The sequence below is a fragment of the Paenibacillus sp. FW101-FHT12H11 genome (assembly GCF_058790355.1).
On the sequence record NZ_JBYTCO010000001.1, the window covers coordinates 303866 to 326613 of the forward strand.

20 protein-coding genes and 1 riboswitch are annotated in these 22748 nt (G+C 47.8%); of the genes, 13 read left to right on the plus strand and 7 right to left on the minus strand.

All coding sequences use genetic code 11. From position 1 onward, the window contains the following. The first annotated feature begins 46 nt into the window (after positions 1–46). Complete coding sequence (locus tag AC3WTJ_RS01500) at positions 47–2116, plus strand: carbon starvation CstA family protein (protein ID WP_492520236.1); 2070 nt, start codon at positions 47–49, stop codon at positions 2114–2116. 4 nt (positions 2117–2120) lie between these two features. Continuing rightward, entirely contained in the window at positions 2121–2315 is a 195-nt protein-coding gene (locus AC3WTJ_RS01505) for a YbdD/YjiX family protein (RefSeq protein WP_174806861.1), read from the plus strand. Between the two features lie 49 nt (positions 2316–2364). On the opposite strand, the gene AC3WTJ_RS01510 is transcribed toward AC3WTJ_RS01505, so the two are convergent. From AC3WTJ_RS01510 to AC3WTJ_RS01520, 3 genes are all read right to left on the minus strand, one after another. Then, positions 2365–3120: a DeoR/GlpR family DNA-binding transcription regulator gene (locus AC3WTJ_RS01510; protein ID WP_127458734.1), complete on the minus strand. Its 756-nt coding sequence runs from the start codon at positions 3118–3120 to the stop codon at positions 2365–2367. Between the two features lie 176 nt (positions 3121–3296). Then, on the minus strand, positions 3297–4235 hold the full coding sequence (locus tag AC3WTJ_RS01515; RefSeq protein ID WP_492520237.1) for an aldo/keto reductase: 939 nt from the start codon (positions 4233–4235) through the stop codon (positions 3297–3299). A gap of 44 nt (positions 4236–4279) precedes the next feature. Next, the gene (locus AC3WTJ_RS01520) at positions 4280–5275 is read right to left on the minus strand and encodes a Gfo/Idh/MocA family protein (protein WP_492520238.1); all 996 of its coding nucleotides are present in this window, start codon (positions 5273–5275) and stop codon (positions 4280–4282) included. A gap of 135 nt (positions 5276–5410) precedes the next feature. On the opposite strand from AC3WTJ_RS01520, the gene AC3WTJ_RS01525 reads away from it, so the two are divergent. Beyond that, on the plus strand, positions 5411–6256 hold the full coding sequence (locus AC3WTJ_RS01525) for a helix-turn-helix transcriptional regulator (RefSeq protein WP_492520239.1): 846 nt from the start codon (positions 5411–5413) through the stop codon (positions 6254–6256). Here AC3WTJ_RS01525 and AC3WTJ_RS01530 read toward each other — a convergent pair. Beyond that, the gene (locus AC3WTJ_RS01530; protein ID WP_492520240.1) at positions 6245–7060 is read right to left on the minus strand and encodes a glycosyltransferase family 2 protein; all 816 of its coding nucleotides are present in this window, start codon (positions 7058–7060) and stop codon (positions 6245–6247) included. The genes AC3WTJ_RS01525 and AC3WTJ_RS01530 overlap by 12 nt on opposite strands. A 109-nt stretch (positions 7061–7169) precedes the next feature. Here AC3WTJ_RS01530 and AC3WTJ_RS01535 point away from each other — a divergent pair, with 109 nt between their 5' ends. The 3 genes from AC3WTJ_RS01535 (at position 7170) to AC3WTJ_RS01545 (ending at position 11511) form a co-directional block, all read left to right on the plus strand. Then, positions 7170–9611 carry an HAD family hydrolase gene (locus tag AC3WTJ_RS01535; RefSeq protein ID WP_492520241.1) on the plus strand — a complete coding sequence of 814 codons (2442 nt, stop codon included), beginning with the start codon at positions 7170–7172 and terminating at the stop codon, positions 9609–9611. A 97-nt stretch (positions 9612–9708) separates the two neighbouring features. Next, positions 9709–10353, plus strand: coding sequence for a DUF2238 domain-containing protein (locus tag AC3WTJ_RS01540; RefSeq protein ID WP_492520242.1), 645 nt, complete (start codon positions 9709–9711; stop codon positions 10351–10353). 72 nt (positions 10354–10425) lie between these two features. After that, positions 10426–11511, plus strand: coding sequence for a lactonase family protein (locus tag AC3WTJ_RS01545; RefSeq protein WP_492520243.1), 1086 nt, complete (start codon positions 10426–10428; stop codon positions 11509–11511). A 195-nt stretch (positions 11512–11706) separates the two neighbouring features. On the opposite strand, the gene AC3WTJ_RS01550 is transcribed toward AC3WTJ_RS01545, so the two are convergent. Then, positions 11707–11835 carry a hypothetical protein gene (locus AC3WTJ_RS01550; protein ID WP_492520244.1) on the minus strand — a complete coding sequence of 43 codons (129 nt, stop codon included), beginning with the start codon at positions 11833–11835 and terminating at the stop codon, positions 11707–11709. 54 nt (positions 11836–11889) lie between these two features. Between AC3WTJ_RS01550 and AC3WTJ_RS01555 the strand changes: the two genes are divergently transcribed. From AC3WTJ_RS01555 to AC3WTJ_RS01570, 4 genes are all read left to right on the plus strand, one after another. Next, on the plus strand, positions 11890–13248 hold the full coding sequence (locus AC3WTJ_RS01555; RefSeq protein WP_492520245.1) for an MATE family efflux transporter: 1359 nt from the start codon (positions 11890–11892) through the stop codon (positions 13246–13248). Positions 13249–13406: 158 nt separating this feature from the next. Then, on the plus strand, positions 13407–13847 hold the full coding sequence (locus AC3WTJ_RS01560) for a MarR family winged helix-turn-helix transcriptional regulator (RefSeq protein ID WP_492520246.1): 441 nt from the start codon (positions 13407–13409) through the stop codon (positions 13845–13847). 6 nt (positions 13848–13853) lie between these two features. Then, positions 13854–15110 (plus strand): MFS transporter, encoded by a 1257-nt coding sequence (locus AC3WTJ_RS01565; RefSeq protein WP_492520247.1) that lies wholly within the window; start codon positions 13854–13856, stop codon positions 15108–15110. An 88-nt stretch (positions 15111–15198) separates the two neighbouring features. Then, entirely contained in the window at positions 15199–15609 is a 411-nt protein-coding gene (locus tag AC3WTJ_RS01570) for a hypothetical protein (protein ID WP_492520248.1), read from the plus strand. An 854-nt stretch (positions 15610–16463) separates the two neighbouring features. On the opposite strand, the gene AC3WTJ_RS01575 is transcribed toward AC3WTJ_RS01570, so the two are convergent. Next, the gene (locus AC3WTJ_RS01575) at positions 16464–16814 is read right to left on the minus strand and encodes a LytTR family transcriptional regulator DNA-binding domain-containing protein (RefSeq protein WP_407869127.1); all 351 of its coding nucleotides are present in this window, start codon (positions 16812–16814) and stop codon (positions 16464–16466) included. A 168-nt stretch (positions 16815–16982) separates the two neighbouring features. Continuing rightward, positions 16983–18416, minus strand: coding sequence for an NAD(P)/FAD-dependent oxidoreductase (locus AC3WTJ_RS01580; RefSeq protein ID WP_407869126.1), 1434 nt, complete (start codon positions 18414–18416; stop codon positions 16983–16985). Between the two features lie 58 nt (positions 18417–18474). Then, positions 18475–18573, minus strand: a riboswitch (purine riboswitch). 228 nt (positions 18574–18801) lie between these two features. On the opposite strand from AC3WTJ_RS01580, the gene AC3WTJ_RS01585 reads away from it, so the two are divergent. The 3 genes from AC3WTJ_RS01585 to AC3WTJ_RS01595 all read left to right on the plus strand — a co-directional run bounded on the left by AC3WTJ_RS01585 (position 18802) and on the right by AC3WTJ_RS01595 (position 22568). Next, positions 18802–19557 (plus strand): MBL fold metallo-hydrolase, encoded by a 756-nt coding sequence (locus AC3WTJ_RS01585; RefSeq protein WP_492520249.1) that lies wholly within the window; start codon positions 18802–18804, stop codon positions 19555–19557. A gap of 415 nt (positions 19558–19972) precedes the next feature. Further along, entirely contained in the window at positions 19973–20767 is a 795-nt protein-coding gene (locus tag AC3WTJ_RS01590; RefSeq protein WP_492520250.1) for a response regulator transcription factor, read from the plus strand. 7 nt (positions 20768–20774) lie between these two features. Continuing rightward, the gene (locus tag AC3WTJ_RS01595) at positions 20775–22568 is read left to right on the plus strand and encodes a sensor histidine kinase (protein ID WP_492520251.1); all 1794 of its coding nucleotides are present in this window, start codon (positions 20775–20777) and stop codon (positions 22566–22568) included. The last annotated feature ends 180 nt before the right edge of the window (positions 22569–22748 follow it).

The following is a 22748-nucleotide window of genomic DNA, read 5'->3' on the forward strand; positions in this document are numbered from 1 at the left end:
TCCTGTAAGCGCTAACATTCATGTTATCAGGAGGGTGTTCATAGATATGTCACTACTAAAAAACAAATTTGCTTCCAATGTGATCTGGGCGGTCATTGCCCTGCTTGGCGCGTCGGGCTTCGCGATGCTCGCGCTTTCGAGAGGCGAAAGCATCTCCGCCATTTGGTTAATTATTGCTGCCATTTGTACGTACTCTTTCGGTTACCGATTCTACAGTCGGTTTATCGCTCGCAAAATTTACGAGCTTAATGACAAGCGGGCAACACCGGCTCATGTTCAAAATGATGGCAAAGACTATGTGCCTACGAACAAATTCGTTCTCTTCGGTCACCACTTTGCAGCGATTGCAGGGGCGGGGCCGCTCGTCGGTCCGATTTTGGCCGCGCAGATGGGATATTTGCCGAGTATTCTCTGGATCATTATCGGGGCCGTTCTTGCGGGCTGCGTACAGGACTTTGTAACCCTGGTAGGTTCCATGCGCCGCGGCGGTAAGTCGCTCGGACAAATGGCCAAGGATGAGGTTGGCCCATTCAGCGGTACTTTAGCTTCTATTGCAACGCTGGCCATTCTCATTATTATTGTCGCAGTTCTTGGACTTGTAGTTGTGAAAGCGTTAGCAGAATCTCCGTGGGGGATGTTCACTATTGCGATGACGATGCCGATTGCGATATTTATGGGCTTTTATATGCGCTTTATTCGCCCAGGCAAAGTCATTGAGGGTTCTATCATCGGTTTTGTTTTGTTAATGATCGTTTTGTGGTCAGGCCAGTTTGTGGCGGAAAGTCCTGCTTTAGCTAACCTGTTTACGTTCACCGCTCCGCAAATTGCGGTTTTGATGGTGATCTATGGGCTTATTGCTTCCATATTACCGGTTTGGGTACTGCTTGCTCCGCGGGACTATTTAAGCTCATTTTTGAAAATAGGCGTTATCCTGCTACTTGCCGGCGGTATTATGGTGATTTTGCCTGAACTAAAAATGCCTGCCGTAACCAAGTTTATTGACGGTACCGGGCCTGTGTTCTCCGGTAATTTATTCCCGTTCTTGTTCATTACGATCGCGTGCGGTGCGGTATCCGGGTTTCACGCATTGATTTCCTCCGGTACGACGCCAAAAATGATTGATCGAGAAAGCCATGCGCCGTTTATCGGTTTTGCCGGAATGGCCGCTGAGTCTTTCGTTGCGGTGATGGCATTGATCGCGGCGTGCTCCTTGGAGCCTGGTCTGTACTTTGCAATGAATTCTTCACCGGCTGTTATTGGAACCGATCCAGTTGCCGTCGCTGCCAAAATTTCATCCTGGGGCTTCACCTTGACGCCTGATCAAATTACGGGCACGGCCAAAGCAATCGGCGAGAAAACCATCCTATCTCGAACGGGTGGAGCACCAACGCTTGCCGTTGGTATGGCGGAAATTTTCTCCTCCTTTTTAAACGGAGCCAAAGCGTTCTGGTATCATTTCGCGATTTTGTTCGAAGCGGTTTTTATTCTGACTGCCGTAGATGCGGGGACACGCGTCGGCCGGTTTATGCTGCAGGATTTAGTCGGCAATTTCTACAAACCTTTTGGCCAAACCAAAGATCTAAAATACAATTTCATCGCTTCCCTGATCGTTTGCTTGGCGTGGGGATACTTCCTCTATCAAGGAGCTGTCGATCCGTTTGGCGGCATTAACTCCCTGTGGGCGCTCTTTGGGATTGCCAACCAAATGCTGGCGGCCATTGCTTTAGCCGTAGCGGTTACAATTATGATCAAAATGGGCAAAGCCCGCTATGCATGGGTAGGCATGATTCCTTTCGTATTCCTGGCCGTGACGACGTTGACCGCGGGTTACCAAAAAGCATTTTCCCCGAATCCAACGATCGGTTTTCTATCGGCTGCCAAAAAGTATCAAGAGGGAATTGATAAAGGACAAGTGATAGCGCCAGCTAAAAATATGGACATTATGCATCAAATTGTAACGAATAACTATATCGATGCAGGGTTAACGATTTTCTTTGGTATCGTTGTCCTTCTAATGATCGTCATTTCAATACGTTTGTGGTTCAACATTATCATTCAAAAACAAAAGCCCCAACTACAAGAATCGCCGTTCGTCCAATCCACATTTGGAGGGTGATAGCGTGAATGCGATCACGAGATTTTCGAACAAGCTGAACACGACGGTCAAGATCATTTTCAATATCCCGGACTATGACAAATACGTGAAGCATCAGCAGGAGCATCATCCGGGCCATCCCATTTTGACGGAAAAAGAGTTCTATATGCAGTCTCTTCACGAGCGTTATGAAAGCGGCAAAATCAATAGGTGCTGTTAAGGTGAAAAAACTCGATCCCGGTGAAGAACCGAGGTCGAGTTTTTCTTTTTTAAAGGAAGGGGGCGCCGGCGTCTCTGAAGGCTTCCTTCATTTCTGGCGTTATTTTGGAATCGCTAATAATACCGGTTGTTTCCTGCACTTCCCCAATGACGAAAAGAGAGCTGCGGCTGAATTTGGAATGGTCGGCCACAAGATACGTCTCCATGGATTGCTTCATCATTCGGCGATTCGTTTCGGCTTCCAGCTCATTGTAGATCATCATGCCGCGAGTCAAGGAAATGCCGTCTACACCCATAAAGGTTTTGCGGATGCTGAGATTATCGAGTGTCGCATTGGCGAGCGGCCCCGAAAGTTCAAACGTTTGCGTGCGAATTACGCCACCCGTCAGAATGAGCTGCAGCCCTTGCGTGCCAATCAGCTCGTAGGCGATATTCACCGCATTGGTAATGACGGTGAGGTTCTTGAATTGGTTCAGCTTTTTGGCGATGAATGTCGTAGTCGTCCCGCCGGTCAAGCCGATAATATCGCCGTCTTCGATGAAGTTAAGCGCTTTGTCAGCGATTTCTTTTTTCTCTTCTGTATAAAGGTCCATTTTGTTGAAAAAGGGGACTTCCACCTTTAAGCTTTCCAGCACGGCGCCTCCGAAGGTGCGGATGCACCGTTTCTCTTGCTCCAGAATCTCAAGATCCCGCCTGGCTGTTGCTTCCGATACGCCAAATTGCTGAACGATATCGATCAAGGCGATGGAGCCTTTATCTTTGATGGCTTGCATAATGGCATCTCGGCGAATATCTGTCTTTCCCATGGAACCTCCTAAAAAGCTTTCCTCAAGGAAAGCTAGCTAACGATGTAAGTAGTGTTAGCTTCTATCTTATCATGTGGATGGATAAGCCGTCCATTGGGGCCGAGGATGGGGGACAGGCTAATATAGTTGAGGTTAAAAAAGCCCCGGCACTACCCGCCGGGGCTTCTATCATGCAGCTACACCGTAGCTGCTGTCAAATCAAGCCATGCTAACTCCTGCGGAGTGAGCACAAGCTCCGCGCCGTCGCGGCAGGAGAGCATCTCGGCTTCGTTGCGCGCTCCGATGAGCGCGCAAGCCGGGAACGGCTGGCTTAGCACGTAGGCGAGCGCGATCTGAATCGCGGTTACGCCTTTTTCCTTCGCCAGTTGTTCCGCGCGGTGCAAGCGCGTCCAGTTCTCGTCGCTGTAGAACACGCGAACGAGGTCGGCGTTGTCGAGCACGTCCGGCGTATAGCGGCCCGTGAAGAATCCGCGCGCCTGGGAAGACCAGGACAGCAGCGGCAGCTGCGTGGATTCGTGCCAGCGCAGAGCTTCTTCATCGACGGAGACGCAGCCGCTCCAGAACGGCTCTTTCGCTTTCGCGAGGCTGAGGTTCGGAGAGCTGAAGCTGAAGCCGATAAGGCCGTTCTTCGCAGCGTAGTCGTTCGCTTCCTGAAGACGCGCGTGCGTCCAGTTGGAGCCGCCGAATGCGCGAATGCGTCCGGCTTCTACATGCTCGTTCAGCGCTTCCAGGATCACACCGACCGGAACGGCCTGATCGTCGCGATGCAGCGCATAAAGATCGACATAGTCGGTGCGCAGTCGCTCCAGCGATGTGAACAGGTCGCTGCGGATCGCCTCTGCGTTCACACGAGGGCCGTTTTGATCATGGTGAGCTCCCTTGGTGAAGATGTTGATGTCCTCGCGGTTGCCGAGTTCATCCATCCAAATGCCGAGCGCTTGCTCGCTTTGCCCGCCGCAGTAAATGAAAGCCGAGTCAATGGTATTGCCGCCAATCGCTAGATAATGGCCTAGAACGTCGCTGACTTCCTGACGGTTGTCCAGACGGAAGAAGTCAGAGCCCATAATCAGTTTGGATACAGGTTTCTCCAAGCCTTTAATTTGAATGTGTTTCATCGCAGTCATCCCAACCTTTCGTATGATAAGGAATTATTGTTAACTTACAATACAACGCGTGCGCGCTTTCTTGCTGATTCCAAACAAGCGTCAAGCACTTTCATGTTCAGGGTAGCATCACTAGCCGCAAAGTTCGGCTGCTTTTCGCCCCAAGCGGCATAGGCTAAATCGTCAACTTCTAACGCATATTGGTTCAGGAAAGGAACGGTCTCAACCCGACGCTCATTGCGCGTGTGGACGATAAATTGACCGGATTCTTCCGTAGGAGTGACGTAGGCGGAAGGGACTTCAATGCGCCCTGTCGCTCCGACGATTTCTAGGATATTGCGGGAACCTGCCCACATGCCGCAGTCAAAAGTTAGCGCGACATTGCCGCTGAATTCCACAAGTCCGGACATCATCATATCGACGTCATCATGTTCAGGGGAGAAGAAGGCGTGTGTCGTAACCGCTTCAGGCTCTCGGCCCAGAATCATTCTCGCTGCGCTGATCGGATAACAGCCAACATCATATAGCGAACCTCCGCCCCACTCGCGTTTGAAGCGGACATTTTTGCTGTCGCCCGGGTTGCTGAAGGTGAAAGCGCCATGAATACCGCGAATTTCGCCGATCTCTCCGGAATCAATGATTTCTTTAATGCGTGTATATCGAGGATGGTGGCGATACATGAAGGCTTCGGCGAACTGTACGCCGGCCTTTTCACAAGCCGCAACCATTTCTTCTGTATCAGCAGCCGTTAATGAAGCAGGTTTTTCGCAAAGCACATGCTTGCCAGCTTCTGCAGCGCGAATCGTCCATTCTTTGTGCAGATGGTTCGGCAGAGGGATGTACATAGCATCAATATCCGGATCGGCAATTAATTCCTCATAACTGCCGTAAGCTTTTGGAATGTTAAGCCTCTCCGCAACTTCTTGTGACTTCTGCAAATCGCGACTGGCTATAGCGCTTACAATACCAGTTTGCGACTGCACAATTCCGGGGATGCAAGCCCTAATTGCAATACCCGCACAGCCTAAAATTCCCCAACGAAGCTTTGTCATGACGATATGATCTCCTTTGAAAAAAATATTTAATAGCGTTATATTGTTATTATAAAACGAGTTATTTAAAATGAATATGATAATATATTGCATCAGATATCGGAATATTGTCATTGAGGAAGGAGGGCGTGAGGGATGAAAAGACAAGTCATGCTGCCGAAGCTGCAGCAATGCCCCTATTTTATTTTTCCGGAATCGGTTGGCTGGTATCAGGATTCCCCTGAACACTCCATTTATCGGCAAGAAGGTTATTATGATTCATACAGCATTCATTTTATCCTTTCAGGTAAAGGATATGTGGAGATTGAAGGGGAGCAGCACGTGCTGCAAAAAGGCGATGCTTTTCTATATTATCCGTTTCAAGAACAGCGCTATTATTCCTCCAAAGAGGATCCTTGGGATGTTCGATGGGTTCATTTCTACGGTAGTCATCTCAAGGAGTTTATGTTGGAAAAAGGCTTTTTGCGCACGTTATGGACACTTAAAAGATGGAGTGAGCTGGAGGAGGCTTTTCACGAGCTGCTGCTAGAAGCGGAGTCGAATAGCATTCTGAAGCCGACGAATCTTTCGACTTTATCCTATAAAATCTTAAGTGAATTCATGAGTTATGCTGCCCCATTAACGAGCAATCGGGGGATAGAGTCCGTGGATCGAATCCTGGCTATACTTCCTACTATGCAGCAAAAAGCCTGCGAACCGTTCATTCTGGAAGAATGGGCGGAGCTCACAGGCGTAAGCACATACTATTTCTGCAAATTGTTTCGCAAAGCGACCTCGATGACACCGCTCTCCTTCATTACGCTTTGCCGCATTCAATTTGCGAAGCAGCGTTTGATTGAGAAGGAAAGCCTGGCGATTAAGGACATCGCGATTCAAGCCGGTTATGCCAGCGCCAGTTATTTTAACCAGCGTTTTCAGGAGCAAGAAGGGATGACACCAAGCGAATTTCGGAGCTTGTATGGCAAAGGTTTATTCGAATAAGCGCGAGCGAATCGGTTGGCCGTCCCAAATGAGTTCGGTTTCGGCTTGACGTTCCTTGACTTCCGGTTCCTCAAGCAAGAGGAAGAAATTTTTGGTAGGCAAATCGCCGAGCCCATGTTTGGCCGAGAGCATGTCCAAGAAGGGGCGCATATTGTCAAGCTGGCCCGACATGTTGCTGGTGCCCTGCTGCGCAAAAGCATAGAGGACGCTGGCAATGGGCGCGCGTTTCACGCGGAATTTCTCAGCCGCTCTTAAAAAGAAATCCCAGTCCCAATAATGGAACACTTCTGTGTCAAAAGGTCCCAAGGCTTCAATCAATGCAGGGCGGAAAATGCAGCCGGATGAGAAAAAGGTCGAAAATCTGCGCATCGCCGGAACATCGAATTCATATGCGAATACGAAACGGTTCGTGATGGAGCGGGCATTCTTTTCATAAACATAATCGAAAATTTCGACATCAGGATAAACAAGATCATACCCTTGAATTTCTTGCAGCATGCGTTCAATATGGATGGGAAGCAGCAAATCGTCATCATCGCAGAGCATGATGTAATCGCCTTTCGCTTCTTGCAGGCCGCGGTTTCGAGCGTGAACGTGCTTGAGGTTTTGCGGCATATTCACGATTTGAATGGCGAGCTCTGGATAAAGCTCCTGAATGAAATCTACCGAAGGACCGGCATCGTTGACAATAATGATTTGCAGGTTTTTGTACGTTTGGCGGTATAATGATTCTGCGAGCTCAGCAAGCTCGATTCGACGATTATACGTAGGGATAATAATGGACACCAAGGGTTGGTCAGACAACTAGAAACACCTCCGATTTATCATAGATTAAGCTTACCTCAAATTCGTCATATTTCTCAAATACATTTGTGCAAGTTGCTGCTTGCGCCAAACATGAAGGAGGCTTTTGATGCCAAAGGAACTGCATGCTCCGATAAGCCCGACTGATCTGCTGCTGTGGGAAAAGGATCGTTATTTGAGTGTCTTGGCTGGGAAAATACAAGGCATTCGGCTGCTGAGTCTGGATATTTTCGACACGCTGCTCTTTCGTACTTGTGCGAATCCCTCTGACGTATTTGCGGAAATCGCCGAGCAGGCGCATCGTAATGGCTTTCTGAAAACTTATGTATCCCCGGAAGCATTCAAAGAAATGCGCATTCGTGCCGAACACAAAGCTCGTGCGAAGCAAACCGCTCGAACCGGCTTCGGTGAAGTCACGCTGGAGCTGATTTATGAGGAAATACCGGAAGCGATTGGCCGCAGAGATGAGCTTGCCCGGCTGGAAGTGGAGGTTGAAGCGGAATTTTGCTATGTTAACCCCCACATTACCTCCTTGCTCTACGCCTGTAAAAAAGAGCGGATTCCAGTGGCGCTGTTATCGGATATGTATCTGTCTTCCGAGCAGCTTCGGCGAATACTTGCGACAGCAGGACTAGATCTGTCTCAGGTGGATACGCTGCTAGTCTCGTCTGAGGAGCGCGAGGGCAAGTCGTCAGGGCATCTGTTTGCCAGGCTCAAAGAATTTTATCCGCAAATCGACAGTCAATCTATCGTACATATCGGTGACAATGTAGCCGCTGATGTGGAAGGAGCATCTAAAGCAGGAATAAGGGGGTTACATTATCCTGTCATTCTGGAGTATTTTGAAAGCATCCATCATTGGGAATTTGTCAGGCACGGGGATGTGCTGCCGGAATGGAAGTCGCTGCGAAAGCTGGCTGCAGCTTCGGACTTGGCGGCTGGAAGCGGGGAAAAGGAGCGCGTTTTATACCAATTTGGCACGGATGTGATCGGGCCTTTCCTGCACACTTTGTGCGAATGGGTGCTGGATATTTGCGTCCAAGAGGGCATCACGTGCGTGAACCCGTTGATGAGGGAGGCGTATTTATTAGCTCCGATGCTTGAGCAAGCTGCACAGTTGAGAGGCGTGGAGCTTCAAGTGAAGCCGGTTTACGTGTCCAGACAAGCTACTTTTATGGCGGGACTTGAGCATTTTGGGGAAGATGAGCTTGCTTATCTATTAAATATTCAAGGTTTGAAAGTGAGAGAGCTTTTCGACGTGTTGGGTGTTGGGTTGGATGAGAGGGATTTCGAGCTTTACTTGGAAAAACCGATTGAAGCATGCAAGTACATAACTGGGGACAATGGGGAAACCATTTATAGTCTCTTATACAATTATCTACAAAGTGAAGCTGGGCAAAGTAAGCTCTCCGCGTCGATTGAGCGTCATAGGCAGCTTTTGGTAGGCTATTTGACGCAAGAGTTTGGTTCACCGAATCGTTTAGTGACGATCGATATTGGGTTTCAAGGAACCATTCAAGGTGCATTGGAAAAAATTGTACGACTCGCAGGACTGCAGCCGGAAATGCTGCATTTACTCGCTGTAGGCACGAATCGGCTGGATGAGCTCCGGCTTCAAGGCATGGACATTCGGAGCATGCTCCGCTCAGGCAGCGGGGGAAGCGAGTCGGGGAAGCGGATTGCGAGGACGCCGGCTTTTTTGGAGGAGCTCATGATGGGCGGTTTCGGCTCAACGCTGCGTTATAGCGAAGACGATTCCGGCCCTATAAGCCCTATACAAGCACAGCTGCACAGATCAGAGGAAGAATACGCAGGGAAACTGGCGTGTCAAAAAGGAGCGCTAGCCTTCCAAAGGTACTATGCGTATCTGCTGCAGCAAAAAGGCGGACGGTTATCCAGAGCGTCCATGCATCCGGAAGAGTGGAGCAAGCCGCTGCACCGCGTTCTAGCTATGCCTAAGCCGGAAGAGGCAAGGATTTTGGGGGACTTGACCCATCAGGACAATTTCTGCACGGAGTATATTGCTTTGATTTGTGAAGCGGTGGCGGAAGAGTGGTATCTGGCGGGACCGGAAGCGTTTTTGAACAGCTGTAATTACGCGCCTTCCGTTATGAATGTGAACTGGCCGCAGGGTATGGCGACGAGAAGGTTTCCATATTATTTGTATCATTATTATTTGCAGCTGGCAGATGGGTTCGGCAGTCAGGCGATGATTTTCGACACTCTTCAAAGGGTTAAAAAAGACGGCATTGCCTCTCTAATGCTGTATGGAACGGGTGCATTTGCCGAGCAGGTACTCAAAGCCGCTTGGTTTCATGGCCTACATATTCCCTATTGGATCGATCCGGCTGTGGAGGCGAATACCGCTCCTTGGGGGCGTTTTTCCTATAAGACATTAGAGCAGGCAAGGGCATTGTCAGAAGCGTCCGGAAGGACTGCCCCTGCCTTCCTCATTGCGACGCTTTCCGAGCTTGAAACGTATCCGAGTCGGATTTTAGAAGCTTTTGAAGGCTCCGATCTAACACCCAAGCTTTACCAGCTTCGTCCGTAGCTAGGATTTGCGTAGTACTACATAAACTTAGTACTTTTGGAAAAGACTGTGGCGAGATAACCTAAGCTTAGTAAAAGCTAAACTAGGGGGCTCAGCCATGAAAGAGAAGGGAAACATTGCGCGGAAATCTGCAAGAAACTTTGGTTCAAATAGGCCTTTACATGCGATGATCGTCATTTATGCAGGATTGTGGATCTGGATGGCGATTGCTCCTTACAGCAGATTCGATTGGGTATTGGAAAATCTTTTGATTTGGGCAGCGCTTATTGCCCTGGTCAGCACTTATAAGCTAAATAAGTTATCCAATTTGTCTTATGCGTTAATCGGTTTGTTCTTGGCGCTGCATACCGTCGGGGCTCATTATTCGTATAACGAAAATATCGTGGATGTTTGGCTGAAGCTGATCTTACATTCGGAACGCGATAATTATGACCGCTTGGTGCACTTCAGTTTTGGGCTGCTGCTCGCTTACCCGCTGAGGGAAGCTTTGCGTGCGTGGACGCAGCTAAGCCGTAGATGGCTTTATGTAATGACCTGCGTTATGATATTGGCGCTGGGAGCTTTTTATGAGCTGATAGAAATGTGGGTAGCTTTGCTTGTTGCCCCGGAAATTGGTACGTTATTTCTTGGAACGCAAGGTGATCCGTGGGATACCCATCACGATATGGAGTTAGCGCTTTATGGGGCTGTTATTGCGATGGTGGTGACGGCTGTGCTGAGGCGTGGTAACGGTGAAAGATGAATGATGAAAGAGCAGGACGGTAGTTGTTGGAAACCGCATTTTTTATTTTGCAATTATGGAGGCTGATTGCTGGTGTCAGGTGAAGGACGGAAAGAATTGTTTGGTTATGTAGGTTCTTATACGAACGAAGAACATAAGACGGGCATTACGTTATTTAGGCTGGACCTGCAAAGCGGAGAAATCACACTTTTGGATGCGTATAGCGATTTGCCTAACGCTTCGTTCCTTGCGCTGAATGAGGATCGGACTGTCTTATACGCGGTCAGTGAGACCGATACTTATCTGGGCGGATTTGGAGGATCAGCCGCGGCATATGCGATCGAAGCTGGAACATGGAAGCTGACGAAATTGAACCAGCAGCCTACAGGCGGCACTGCTCCTTGTTATATAAGCGTGGATCAAACGAACAGCGCCGTGTTTGTGGCCAATTATTCAAGCGGAAGTGTGACTTCCTATCAGATTGAAGAGGGTGGAAAGCTGAGCGAACCTACGCAGTTGGTCAAGCATGAAGGGACTTTAGGGCCGCGAACGGATCGCCAGGAGCGTCCGCATGCGCACTCGATTGTGCTGGCGCCGGACAATCGGTATGCCATTTCCGCCGATCTGGGCCTTGATCGGCTGATCGTGAGCCGCGTGGACGCGGAGGGCGGCCTCCTTCACCCGCATGGTGAAACAGCGGTGAAGCCGGGCGCAGGCCCGCGGCATTTGGTGTACAGCGCGGACAGCCGCTTCGTGTACGCGATTAATGAGCTGGACAGCACAGTCACTGTGCTGGCTTATGATGCGAGCGCGGGAACGCTGACCGCGCTGCAAAGCATTTCGACGCTGCCGGAGGGCTTCAGCGGCGAGAGCACATGCGCGGACATCCATCTCTCCGGAGATGGCCGGCATGTGTATGCTTCGAACCGCGGACACGACAGTATCGCGTTTTATGCCGTGGACGGACCAAGCGGCACGCTGTCCGTCGTGGGTTGGCAGGCGACGCTGGGGCGGACGCCGCGGAACTTCGCCCTGACGCCGCAGGGAGACTTCCTGCTTGCGGCGAATCAGGGCTCGGACAGCATCACGGTTTTCCGCGTAGACGCGGAGTCGGGGATGCTGCAGGAAACCGGGCAAACCGCGGCGGTATCGCGGCCGGTTTGCGTGAAGTTTCTTTAAGGGTTGGGCTCTAGGCAACGAAACGAGCCACCCTGAAGTTGTAACGGACCCCACAGGCGCTATTTCCAAGAAAATAGCCTGATTTTTGAACATAACGGACACCAGAAGCGTTATTACACCTTAAAACAGCGGAAACCCTGCTGTGAAGGCAAATAGCGGCTGCTGTGTCCGTTAGATTTTAAAAAGGCCTCTATTTCATCGAATAGCGGCACCTGAGTTCGTTAGCGCGTCAGCAGGCTGCTTCTTCAGCTCGGCCCTAGATATCGCGGCAGCTGTGCAGGAAAAAGCATTGACTTCTGAAGAAGTGTTGTTAAAATAAATCATTGTATGTACCTGCTGAACGCGTGTACACAATAAGCTCAAGAACAGGAAACCAACATGGAAACCGCAAAGAAAATGACGTTATTTGGGCTTGTATGGCCGATAATGATTGAATTATTTCTGCAATTTATGATCGGCACGGCGGATACGCTGATGGTGAGCCGGATTTCGGACGATGCGGTAGCTGTCGTTGGGATCAGCAATCAATTTTTCCAAGCGGTCATTATGCTCTTCGTCCTTATATCCAGCGGAGCGGGCATTGTCATCTCCCAGAAGCTTGGAGCAGGCAAAGAGGAAGAAGCGCGGAAAGTGGCTTCGATGGCTTTTACATTAACGCTGGGTTTGGGCGTTGTTGTTTCACTGCTGCTCTATTTTGGTGTGGATATGTTCGTTTATTTCCTGCATGTCCCGGCCTCCCTATATGAGATGACGCGACAGTATATTCAAATTGTTGGCAGCGGAACGATCGTCATGGCAGCCGTATTAACTTTAAGCACAATTATCCGCAGCACAGGCAATACGAAAGGTACGATGCTTGTTGCAATCGGAATGAACATCATCCATATTATTGGCAATTATGTGTTTATTTTTGGCGCTTTAGGATTCCCAAAATGGGGGCTTTTTGGCGTTTCCCTTTCAACGGTAGGAAGTCGCGTCATTGCGTTGTTCGTGCTTTTTTACATTTTCCGCAAAACCTTCACTACCCTTATCACTTGGCGTGACTTGCGCGTTTTCCATAAGGGATTACTGAAAGAGGTTGCGAAAGTTGGCCTGCCGATGGCCATTAGTTCGGCGTCATGGACCTTGTCCCAAGTTATTCTTTTTTCGATGGTTGCTACGATGGGCGCAGAGCAGCTTACGGCTAGAACCTATCTAAATACGATGGAGTCATTCTCTTTCCTGGCAGGTTGGTCCTTTGCAATGGCGGTTCAAATTCAAGTAGCGCATTTATTTGGTGCGGGACAGATGGAGAAAGCGTATCGCAGTCTCTATAAAGCGTTATTTTGGGGCGAAGTGGTCGTGGTTGCCAATACGCTCTTGTTATTTTTATTAGGCAAACATATCGTAGGGGCATTTACTGAAAATAACCAAATTGTCTCGATTGTCGTTGGTGTCATGGCCATGAATTTGATTCTGCAGCCTCTCAAAATGTGGAATATGCCGCTCAATAATGCGCTTAACGCCGTCGGTGACACCAAATTTGTTATGTACGTGAGCATTGGCGTCATGTGGATTTTTGCGGTTGGAGGCACGTACGTATTTGGTCTAAAATTCGGTTGGCTGCTCCACGGCGTTTATGTGGCTATGATTTGTGATGAGGCGATTCGCGGATTTCTTGTCCAGCGGCGCTGGATGGCTCGCAAAAAGCTGCCGAAAGCAGCTATTTCTACAAGTGCAATGACTTCATATTTTTGAAGAATAATCTGACATGACCAGACAAGCCCCCTTAAAAAGGGGCTGTTTTATCTGAAAAATTAGTTGCGCATGCAACTAATCGCGCGTATGATAAACTAGTGGCAAGTGCAACGATTCGGTCAGTCCCACTATTTTGCAGGAAGGAAGTAGAAAAGATTATGATTGATGCCCGAAACAGCATTCCAAGGTGGATCTCTCTGTTATACAGGTATGGTCAAATGTATATTGGTGAGCATCTGAAAGCGTACGATATCGGCAAGGGGCAACATATTTTTCTCAACGCGCTCTATAAGGAAGATGGCCTGACGCAAGAAGAACTGGCGGATTACTTGAAAATCGATAAAGGTACGACGGCAAAAGCACTGAAAAAACTCGAAGAGCAAGGCTACATAACGCGCACGGTCAGTGAAAGGGATAAACGATGCAACGAGGTTCATCTGACTGAAAAGGCGCTTTTGATCAAGGAAGATGTACGTAAAGTGTTGACGGATTGGCGGGAGCGTTTGACCGACGGCCTATCCCAAGAAGAGAAGCAATTGGCCCTAACCATTTTGGAGAAAATGGGCAATAATGCAGCTAGATTTGCAGAGGAGGCGTAGATCAGCATGAATGTGAGGGCAGCAGGTTCGGTTTTTATCGATCGACATTTCCATGCTTTAACTCATCGGAATTATCGCTATCTTTGGACAGGGCAATGTGTATCGCTCATCGGGACATGGATGCAAAATATCGGGCAATCTTGGCTCGTTCTTACACTGACAGGTTCGCCGCTTAAGCTTGGCATGGTTACGGCTTGTCAATTTTTACCGATCCTTTTATTTTCGCTATTTGCGGGCATTATCGTAGATAAATTTCCAAAGAAGAACATCCTTTTGGTCACGCAGACGGTTTCTATGATTCTTGCTTTTACGCTGGCGACGCTTGTTTTGACGCATACGGTGAGGTACGAGTTTATTATTGTACTCGCGCTTTTGCTGGGGCTTAATAACACGCTCGATATGCCGACCAGGCAGGCTTTTAATATTGAAATCGTTGGAAAAGAAGATCTGATGAATGCCATTGCGCTCAATTCCACGACGTTTAATATGGCAAGGATTGTTGGACCTTCCATTGGCGCAGTTATGATGGCTTGGCTGGGGGCAGGCTGGTGCTTCTTGCTTAACGGAGTCAGTTTTATAGCTGTATTGTATGGCATTCTCCAGATTCAAACAGCGCCTTATGTTCGAAAGAAAACCTCGCGGGAAGGTGTATTTAAGGAGATTAAGGACGGTATCGTCTATATTGCAAGAGATCCAGTGTTAGCTCAGACAGTCCTGCTTGTGACGGTGATTGGGACTTTAGCTTTTAACTTTAATATCCTCATTCCAGTTTTCACGAGAAATGTATTGCAATTAGGAGAGACCACCTACGGTACCCTGATGTCATGCCTTGGAATCGGTTCTTTTGCAGGGGCGCTGACGATGTCATTTCGCAGTAAAAAGGGTCCAAGACTCAAAATCAGCATGATCGCAAGCCTAGTGGTTGCCAGCTGCCTGATTCTAAATGGGCTTAGTACGTCTGTTTGGTTGTGCGGGGGAGTGCTGGCTTTAACGGGATTTTTCAATATTATGTTCGCTACGAATAGCAATTCCAATCTTCAAATGAATGCCAAAGAGGAGTATCGCGCGCGGGTTATGAGTGTTTATGCGCTCGTATTTGCCGGTTCTACACCGTTTGGCAGCTTATTTGCCGGATATGTCGCAGATCGTTTTGGGGCGAATGGGGCTTTTGTCGTATGCGGGTTACTAACGGGTATTTTATGTTTACTTATTATCTGGAAATTTCGGAAAACAGGCGAAAAAAAATCGCTTGAGGCCATTTAACCAATTTATCCAAATTTTGGATTGTCAATTAGAAGCGTTTCCATTACAATATGAGTTATATTCATGTCGTTATTGGGGAGGTAATCTTGTGTTAGGGTTTTTGAAAAGATGGATGTATTCACCTGAACATATGCCAAAGCAAGATCCTGCAAACGCTGTGGATTACAAAACGATGGAGATTGACGTGGTAATCAAGTGCTTCGTGTCGGATAAGGACAGGCCTTTTCGTGTCATCTTCAAAGTAGAGAAACAAGGCTCTTTTTTCTCCAAGGACATTTTCGTGCAAAATGTGGATGCTAAGACACCTTATGAACTGGTTCATAACTTTTCCACACTAGGGATGAATTATGAAGAACTGAAGAAATACGGAAGCACAGATTACGCGGAGTACAGCTTTGCTACTTTGGAAGAAGCCAAGAAAGTAAAAGATACGACCGTAGAATACATACGATTTCTGATTCGTGAACATCAACAAGAGACACTCGCCCGAACTTCATAGCAGGACCACATAAAGAAGTCAGCGATTATATCGCTGGCTTTTTTTATGTTCGGTGGCGGCAGCTGGGATTTCTCCTGTTAAAAATGGCGCGGAGTGGGTCTTTAATCGAATAACTGGAATTTGTGGAACTAATTCAGCCGATTCGCCTCATTTCTAGTGAAGCTTGAGGAATTAGTAGGATGATTTCCCTGTGTTTGCTCGAGAGTGGCAGATAAGAATGAGATTAGCAGTGTTATTTCCCTTTAATGTTTAGAGGCATGGTGGGTAGTGAGTGATGATGGATGATGAGAGATGATGTAATCTGGAGAGTAATGGGTAATGGCGTGACCGGCGGGTGGAATGGTTAGTGGTGAGTGATGATATGATTTGGAGAGTAATGTGTAATGTGTGAATGGTAAGTAGTTCGTAATGAGTGATGAATGACGGGTAATGGGAGTGATTGCTGAAAGGGATGGGGGAGAGTAACCAGATAGGAGTAAGGAGTGAAGCATGGTGGGATGAGGCGACGAAGGGGCAGTTGAGCGGTAAAGTCGAAGACCTTCGTTGCATTCTATACAACATAATGGCTTATTCTAACCATTAATGCAGTCCTACGTTGCACAAAATACAACCATTTGTTGCGAAAAGGTGAGAGGTAGGCGGTTTCGTGCTTAAATGATTGCATAAAGTACAATATAGAGGCGTGCTAAGGCGCAATTACAGCAAAATGGTTGCATAAAGTACAACATAGCACGCTGTTGTAATCGGAGCTTGGTGAAGGGTGCCGGTAACGCTTGGACCCCCCGATAACAAAAAAGCTTAGCCAGATCCCCAACATGGATCTAACTAAGCTTTTTTGCGGTGACAAGCGGTGACTACTTTTTCGCTGCTTCCGTTTTGTGCTGCTGCACAATCTCTTTCAAGCGGTATTGGCGAAGTTTGGTGACCGAGGTGTATTTGGAGTCAGCGCCTTTGACCTCAAAAAATACTTTGCCATCTTGAATCTGAACAATTTTATGTGTGTTCACATAACAATCGGTATTCACCTTGAAAAAAGCGCTGCCCGTTGTAATCTCTACGATCTGCTCTGTGGACATCCGTTTTTTAATGTGAAAATTTTTCCCATGAAAAGAGACCAGCCCATGCTCTCCGACCCGGAAGTACATAATATCTTTCTCCAGTACGAAATTTTCATAGCTGTTTCTGGTTTCGAGCGCTACAGTCATTTTAGATTCCCCCTTTAAAATGATAACGCTTACAATTGAGAACGTTCTCATTATACCGCATTTATTTAGATTTTAAAAGTGTTTTTCATGTAAAAACGGACCTCCTTTATTAAAAAAAGGAGATCCGTAACCGTGTATTTCCTAGGAAATATTTAACAACATTAATGCTTATTTCATTCGCTCAAGCACGTTGCGAGCCACCCAAACACCAGCAGCTCCAGCCTGGGCTAAGCCTCTTGTAATTCCTGCACCGTCACCGCCACAGAACAAGCCTTTGATTTCGGTTTCGAAGCTTTCGCTGAGCTTCGGGCGAGCGGAATAAAATTTCGCTTCAACACCGTAGAAGAGGGTATGTTCGGCCGCAATCCCCGGGGTTACTTTTTCAAGAGCGTGGATCATTTCAATTAAGCTTTTCATTGTATTGTAAGGCAGCACGAGACCTAGATCACCAGGAACTGCTTCAGCCAACGTTGGTTCAAGAAAGCCCTCGCGAATCCGATCTGCCGTAGAGCGGCGTCCCCGCATGATGTCTCCGAATTTCTGAACGATAACGCCGCCGCTTGATAGATCGTTCGCATGTTTGCAAATTTCCCGCGCATATTCGTTAGGCTTATCGAACGGCTCGGTGAATTTGTGCGAAACGAGCAGAGCGAAGTTCGTATTATTGGAGCCGAGGGCCGGATCCTTGTAGGAGTGTCCGTTGGCGGCCATAACGCCGCTATGATTCTCGACAACAACATGGCCGGAAGGATTGCTGCAGAAGGTGCGAACCCGCGTGCCCACAGAGGTATTGTAGATGAATTTCCCTTCATACAAATGCTCGTTAATTTCGCGCATCACGACATCCGATGTTTCGACGCGGACGCCAACGTCGACTTGGTTGTTGTACATTTTCAAACGGCGCTTCTTTAAAACTTGCGTTAACCATGCGGAACCGTCGCGTCCGGGAGCTAGCATCACATGATCGCTGTGGATCTCGGTGCCATCTTTCAGCCGTATGCCTTGAACGATATGTTTGTCTTCGCGTTTTACCGTGATGATGTCGTCGACTTCTGCTTTGAACTGCATGTCGATACGTGTTTTCAAATATTCGTAAATGGATTTCAGAATCATTAAGTTCTGTTCGGTGCCTAGATGCCTGACCTGTGCGCGAAGCAGCTTAAGTCCAGCCGCGTATGAGCGCTGCTCAATGTTTTTCACAGCTTCGGTCGTCGGGTCCGTGATGTTCTCCGTTGCACCATGCTCTAGATTAATGCGATCCACATATCGAATCAAATCAATGACTTGGCTAGGAGCCAATATATCCGTCATCCAACCGCCGAATTCCGTCGTGATGTTGAACTTGCCGTCGCTATAAGCGCCAGCACCTCCGAAGCCAGCCGTAATGGAACATGCAGGCAGACAGCCTGAGAACTCCTTTTTACCGGCTGGTGGAGGGCACAGTTTGATTTTGCTTTCCAAAATCGGACAACTGCGATGATAAATATCATGGCCTTTGTCGACGAGCAATATTTTAGCGGCAGGGTGAAGCAGTGTCATTTCATAGCAGGCGAAAATACCGGCAGGTCCTGCACCGACTACGATCAAATCATAAGCGTTCATTGCGATCTCCTCTGGAAATGTCATTTTTGGACGCAAAAAAACCTAGCCACACGGGTATGCAAAAGCAAGAACCCGTCGTAGCTAGGAAGTTATGGCTTCCTCTAGAGACCCTTAAGCCAATTCTCAAGGATATACGAACGATTATGACGTATGTGGCAATTTCTTATCGCCTTAATCATCATAATACGAACAATTTATGTTGTCAATCGGATAATGTTCGCAAATTTTGGTTGATCTTCGACTGAATGTTGAAGGTTGTATCGCTTTTCGATGAGCTTACCGAACGGTCCCGATATATTCTCGCTTTGACTCAATGTAGAATACATTGTCGCTTAGTAGTACAATAATTAACGTAATTATGAGGATAAAGAGCGAGGAATATAGGATGAAATTAACATTTTTGGGCTGTGGTGACGGTTTTAGTGTCGAGCAAGGCCATAACAGCGCTATACTCTTATTCGGAGATACCAATCTGTGCATCGACTTTCCGGAGTCCAATCATGCTGCTTTGCATCAGATGGGGAAAAAGCTCAATGAGGTGGAGCATGTCTTCGTAACGCATTTGCATGAGGATCATATCAATGGCTTGTCGAAGTTGGCGTTGTTTCATCGGGTGTATCCCGGCAAAATCAAGCCAAAGCTCTACGTTCCTGCAGGGCTGCTAGCTGATTTATGGCAAGTTTTGCGCCATGGGCTGGAGCTCACAACGAGAGGGAAACGGGTCTTAGAGGATTATTTTGACGTGGAATGCGTGGAAAATGTCTTTGAAATCGCGGGTGAGCGGTTCGAGCTTGTTCGGGCGCAGCATGTGCCGGACATGCTTAGCTATGGCTTACTTTGTAAACCGTATTTCTATTTCAGCGGGGACACGAGGTTAGATGAAACATATCTCGAACAGGTTGCTGACAAGGTGCAAACGATCTTCCACGAATGCCACATGCAGGAGGATCAACTGCCTTCGCATACGTCACTTGAGGAGCTTTTAACGCTCCCCATGTCCATTCAAGAGAAGATGCTGCTCATGCATTATGTGGATGATTATGTGATGGCGGATGCACGTGAGCAGGTTTATGGTAAACATAAACTTCGGTTGGCTGAGCCATTGCGGGTATATGAGTGGAAGGACGGCGGTGAGGCTTAAGTCTGCACTTCAAGGATGGTAAGTGGCGCTAAGATACACATAAGAGGTTGCTTACAAGTAGAATGTTTCTACTTGAAGGCAGCTTCTTTTTTGCGCTGATTGGCCAATTTGCTATCTGAAGCGTCCTAATCATTGGGGAGATTTTCTGCCGAAAATGATAGAATAAGAGACCACAGTTCCCCTCAGCTAATCCAAGCACCGATTTATTGCCGAATAAGGGATCGTAGTTCCCACAGCGAGTGATGTCCTCTGACTGGGACCAGCAACCGCTATGTGGAGGCGACAACGCGCGCTTGAGTTTGGTTTTTCATACATTTTTACATTATTTCTGTATAAACAAAAACTGATATAATTGATATCATTGTGTTAAAGGATGATAGCGATTTCAAGGTTCAAAGGAAAGGTGGTGGGCAATATGTCTGTCGCACCCGTACGCGTGCTGATTATTGATGATGAATTGCCGTTAAGGCAAGAACTCCGGTCCATGCCGTGGCCTACATTCGGCGCAGAACTGGTTGGAGAGGCCGAGAATGGGGAAGAGGCTTTGGAGCTCTGTATCGCTTTGGAACCCGACCTTGTGATCTCAGATATTACGATGCCCATCATGGATGGCTTAACATTGTTCCGCAACGTCAAAAAAAGATTTCCGCACATCCAATTCGTGCTTTTAACCTGTCATAGCGATTTTCATTATGCCCAAGAAGCGTTAAAGTTAGGAGCCTTGGACTACTTTACGAAGCTGTCCTTTGATGAAGAGGATATGAAGACAGCGATTGAAAAAGCGAGAGCAGCGATCAGACGTGAAGTCGATCTCAAACAATACGAACAAGAACGGATGCGCCGAGAGTCAACCAATGCGAATGCGCCAAAGCCAGCGGTGAGCGACGAACGGAAGATCCGCAAAGAAGTCCAGCTCGCTCAGCGAATCATTGAGGTCAAGCTCGGCGAGCCGATTACGCTAACCTCGGTTTCGGAAGAAGTTGGGCTGAGCTCCTATTACCTTAGCCGACTGTTTCGAGAAGAAACAGGGGAATCTTTTAACGATTATGTGACCCGCCTGCGCATGGAGAAAGCCGTGAACCTGCTCCAGAACACGCAGCTCAAAGTGTATGAAGTCGCCGAACAGGTAGGGATTCCAAGTTACCGTTACTTCTCGCAGCTATTCCGGAATTGGACCGGCGTAGCGCCTACAGACTATAAAAAGGGATGATACTAAAATGAAAACGCTTATCTCATGGTTTGGCAGCTGGAGCATGTTGGCCAAGCATTTTTTGTTTTTATCCCTGGGAACACTTGTGCTGTTAGGGGGGCTTGGCTACATTAACTTGCGCGAAGCGGAGGGACTGTTTCGTAAACAGGTCGTATCGGACGCCCAAGTCATTATTGACCGAACCAATCTCTATATGAATGCCTATTTGGACAATGTGCAAAATATCCTTTTGCTGATTTCAACCCGGGAAGATTTGTTGGATGTGGGCATGGAAAAGGAAGCTTCGGACGTTCTGCGCTCGTATGCGAATATGAACAGAACGCTGTATAAGTCACTTTATTTGGTGGGCGTAGACGGTCATGTCATTTCCAACTCGCAAACGACCTTTGATATTATTGGAAATCCGGAAATCCCGAAACTGCTTGAGAAAGCCAAGCAAACGTACGGGATCTTTATCACCGAGCCCTATCAATCCCCTATGTCGGGTAAAACAGTCGCTTTCGTGCTGCCCATTCAATCGTCTTCGACGAAGTCGCTGAAAGGGATCGCCGTCGTGGAAATCGATCTCGTTCAATTAACGAATATGATTGCGCAATTCATGAATACGAAGAATCAAACATTTGCCATCATCACGAACAAAAAGAATGTTGTCCATTCGTTTGATGTGGGACTCCCGCTGAGCTCTTACCGGCTGCTTCCTTACCATACGTCGGTGTATCCGCCCGAGCTGGATGAGGGGTTTGTCGAGCGGGTGTCGGATCTTCCTGTTGGTGCATCGGAGATTGGTGGCCCGGAGGGCGATTTGGTTGCGGTCAAGTCCGGCATGAATAATCTGGGCTGGTATTTTATCGCCTTCTATGAAAATAGTTTTTTCTATCAAAATATTGCCAGTCTATACCGGAATTTCAGCACGGCAGGCGTTTTCTGGATATTTCTTGTTTTGGCCAGCACCTACATGATTAGCCGGTATATTACGCTGCCGGTACGCACATTGGTTGCCAAAATGGATCGGGTGCGAGATATGGAAGTGCTCCACACTATACACGCAACAGGCAATGATGAAATTGGCCGATTGGCGCGAAGCTACAATGCCATGATGGAGCGGATTCATCATCTGATGCAGGAAACGAAGGAAGCGGAATGCCGCAAGAAGCATTTTGAGCTGAAAATGCTGCAGAGCCAAATTGCTCCGCATTTTCTGTACAATACGCTTGCTTGCATTAGTTCTTTGGCTAAGCAGCACAAGATCTACGAGGTTCGGGAAACGATCAAGACCTTGGTGGGTCTGTTGTCCTTCAGTTTTGACAAAAGCACGGAATTCGTTACGTTAGCGGACGAACTGGAAGGGCTGCGCATGTATGCGTACATCCAGAAGGTGCGCTATGGTGATAAATTCACGATGGAGATCGACGCAGCGCCTGCCACGCTTTCCAAAACCATACTCAAGTTGACCCTGCAACCGCTTGTGGAAAATGCCATCTTTCATGGAATTGTTCCGCTCAAACGCGAGGGAATCATTCGTATACGGGCCAAATGTGCGAAGGATAAATTGATTATTACGATCAGGGACAACGGGCTCGGGATGAACTCGGAGGTCCTGAACAGTGTGTTCGAAGAGCGGCACAAAGCGCCAAGCAAACATAGATTCACAGGAATCGGGCTCATGAATGTCCATGAGCGAATCGGGCTTCATTTTGGAACGGCGTATGGTCTGTCTATTTTCTCCTTGCCCGAAATCGGAACATTGATTCGAATTGAACTTCCGGCAATGGAACATGAATATACAGAAAAAAACAAATAAAGCGTTTGCAAGAATTCGAACATTTTCGCAGGATCACTGTATATTTTCCAAAGAAAGCGCTTGCTATACTTAACTCAACCCGTTAGGAAGCGAGTGATCAGATGGAAAAGAGGTGGCCTCATGGAACAGCAAATCGTAGCCAAGCAGGAAGTAAAGGCGGGTAGACAAACAAAAGATGCG